This is a genomic window from Paracoccus sp. (in: a-proteobacteria) (assembly GCF_046462195.1).
Classification (GTDB): Bacteria; Pseudomonadota; Alphaproteobacteria; order Rhodobacterales; family Rhodobacteraceae; genus Paracoccus.
Window position 1 is genome coordinate 1 of the sequence record NZ_JBKGUN010000172.1, and the last position, 3,441, is coordinate 3,441.

The 3,441-nt window shown below is 66.3% G+C and carries 2 protein-coding genes; both read left to right on the forward strand.

Going from position 1 to position 3,441, the window contains the following annotated elements:
• On the forward strand, positions 1-1,614 hold a 1,614-nt coding region (locus ACLHHB_RS10890), incomplete at its 5' end, for a phosphate acyltransferase (protein ID WP_410218307.1).
• 198 nt (positions 1,615-1,812) lie between these two features.
• Positions 1,813-3,441: AMP-binding protein (locus ACLHHB_RS10895; protein ID WP_410218308.1), on the forward strand; the 1,629-nt coding region annotated here is incomplete at its 3' end.

Below are 3,441 nucleotides of genomic sequence, written 5' to 3' on the forward strand. Positions count from 1 at the left end.
ATGCTCGACAGCAAGGGCGTGGTTCACCAGAGCCGCAACGACCTCTCGCCCGAGAAGGCGGAGTTCGCGCAGGCCACGCCCTTGCGTAGCATCGAAGAGGCGCTCGAAGGTGCGGACCTGTTCCTAGGCGTCTCGGGCCCAGGGCTCCTGACGCCTGAGATGGTGGCGCGCATGGCAGAGCGCCCGATCATCTTTGCACTTGCGAACCCCACGCCGGAGATCATGCCCGTGGAGGCACGGCAGGGGGCGCCGGACGCGCTGATCGCCACGGGGCGGTCGGACTTCCCCAACCAGGTGAACAACGTCCTCTGCTTTCCCTTCATCTTCCGCGGCGCGCTGGACGTGGGGGCGACGACAATCAATGACGAGATGAAGATCGCCTGCATCGAGGGTATCGCCGCACTGGCCCGCGCCACCACCGCCGCCGAGGCCGCCGCCGCCTATCGCGGGGAAACGCTAACCTTCGGCCCCGATTACCTGATCCCCAAGCCCTTCGACCCCCGCCTTGTCGGCGTCGTCAGCAGCGCGGTCGCCAAGGCCGCGATGGAAACCGGCGTTGCCTCCCGTCCCCTGGATGACCTGGAAGCCTACAAGCGCAAGCTGGACAGTTCGGTCTTCCGCTCGGCCTTGATCATGCGCCCGGTGTTCGAGGCCGCCGCGACCGCCACCCGCCGCATCGTCTTTGCCGAAGGCGAGGACGAACGCGTGCTGCGTGCCGCCAATGCCATGCTGGAGGAAACCACCGACGTTCCCATCCTGATCGGCCGCCCCGAGGTCATCGCCATGCGCGCCGAACGCGCCGGCCTGCCGATCCGGCCCGAACGCGACTTCGAGATCGTGAACCCGGAAAACGACCCGCGCTATCGCGATTACTGGGAAACCTATCACAGTCTGATGGCCCGGCGCGGGGTCAGCCCCGACATCGCCCGCGCGATCATGCGCACCAACACCACGGCCATCGGCGCCGTCATGGTCCACCGCTCTGAGGCCGACAGCCTGATCTGCGGCACCTTCGGACAATACGCCTGGCATCTGCAATATGTGCGGCAGGTGCTGGCGCGGGATGGCCTGTCGCCGGTGGGCGCCCTGTCGATGATCATCCTCGAGGATGGGCCGCTCTTCATTGCCGATACGCAGTGCCACAACGATCCCACGCCACAGCAGGTGATGGAGGCCGTGATGGGCGCCGCCCGCCATGTCCGCCGCTTTGGCCTGGCCCCAAAGATCGCGCTGTGCAGCCATTCGCAGTTCGGCAACACCGACAGCTATTCCGGCCGCAAGATGCGTGAAGCGCTGGCCATGCTGGACGCGCGGGAGCCCGATTTCATGTATGATGGCGAGATGCATGTCGATGCGGCGCTGGACCCGGATCTGCGGGAACGGATCTTTCCCGGCTCGCGGCTGGAGGGTGTCGCCAACGTGCTGATCTTTGCGGGAACCGACGCGGCCTCGGGCGTGCGCAACGCGCTGAAGATGCGCGCGGGCGGGCTGGAGGTCGGGCCGATCCTGATGGGCATGGGCAACCGGGCCCATATCGTGACGCCCTCGATCACCACGCGCGGACTGCTGAACATGAGCGTGCTGGCAGGCACCCCCGTCAACCACTACGGCTGATCCGATTCGCCCTGCCAGGGCAGCGTGATTGCAAACTCTGCGCCGCAGCAAAGTCTTTTTTGCCGCGGCGTTTTCTTTGCAAAACCGGATGGGCCTTTTGCCGGCTTATTTGCCTTGCGGACGACCGCTCCCGCTAACAAGGTTGCGCGCACGGCCCCTTCCTGCGTAACAAATCATCCATCTGATGGGGGGAGGGCCATGGCTTATCAGGATCTTTACGCGGCCTGGAGGGCCGATCCCGAGACATTCTGGACCAGCGCGGCAAAGGACATCGACTGGGCGGTGCCGCCAAGCCGCGCGCATTTCGACCAGGGACCGATGGGCGAATGGTTCGCGGACGGTATGGTCAACACCTGCTGGAATGCCGTCGATCGCCATGTGGAGGCGGGGCATGGCGACCGGCTGGCCGTGATCCATGACAGCCCGATGACGAACAGCGTGGTGCGCCTGACCTATGCGGAACTGCAGGACCGGGTGGCGCGTCTGGCGGGGGTTCTGGCGGCGCGCGGGGTCGGCAAGGGCGACCGGGTCATCATCTACATGCCGATGATCCCCGAAGCGCTGCAGGCGATGCTGGCTTGCGCACGGATCGGCGCCATCCATTCCGTCGTATTCGGCGGCTTTGCCGCGCATGAACTGGCGGTCCGCATCGACGACGCGAAGCCGCGCGCGATCATCGCGGCCTCCTGCGGACTGGAGCCGGGGCGCCTTGTTCCCTACAAGCCCCTGATGGACCGCGCCATCGCCGAGGCCACGCACAAGCCCGACGTCACGATCGTCTTTCAGCGCCCGCAATGTCAGGCCGACATGACCCCCGGCCGCGATGCGGACTGGGCCGAGGCAATGGCCGGCGCCACACCCGTGGACTGCGTCCCGGTCGAAGGCAATCATCCCGCCTATATCCTCTACACGTCCGGAACCACCGGCAAGCCCAAGGGCGTGGTGCGCCATACCGCCGGGCATCTCGTCGCGCTGGCATGGAGCGTGCCGAACATTTACGACATCGGTCCGGGCGACGTCTTCTGGGTCGCGTCGGACGTGGGCTGGGTCGTGGGGCACAGCTATATCGTCTATGGTCCGCTGGTGGCCGGTGCGACCACGGTCATGTTCGAAGGCAAGCCCGTCGGCACGCCCGATGCCGGAACCTTCTGGCGCGTCATCGCAGATCACCGCGTCAAATGCTTCTTCACCGCCCCGACCGCCATCCGCGCGGTCAAACGCGAGGATCCGCAGGGTCTGCTGGTGGGCCAGTACGACCTGTCATCGTTGCAGGCGTTGTTTCTGGCAGGAGAGCGCGCCGACCCCGACACCGTGACATGGGCCGAGGACCGGCTGAATGTGCCGGTGATCGACCATTGGTGGCAGACGGAGACCGGCTGGCCCATTGCGGCCAATCCGCTGGGGGTCGGCCTGCTGCCGATCCGCAAGGGCAGCCCCTCCCTGCCGATGCCCGGCTATGACGTGCAGGTTCTGGACGAGGCGGGCCACCCGGTTGCGCCGGGCACGCTTGGCGCCATCGCCATCAAGCTGCCCCTGCCCCCTGGCAGCCTGCCGACGCTGTGGAATGCCGAGGACCGGTTGCGCAAGGCCTATCTGGACCATTTCCCCGGCTTTTACGAGACCGGCGACGCGGGTTACGTGGATGACGACGGCTATGTCTATATCATGGCGCGCACCGATGACGTGATCAACGTCGCAGGGCATCGTTTGTCCACCGGCGCGATGGAAGAAGTGCTGGCCTCGCACCCCGCGGTTGCGGAATGCGCGGTGATCGGCGTGGCGGATCCCGTGAAGGGCCAGGCGCCACTTGGCACAGCAGGCCAAGTG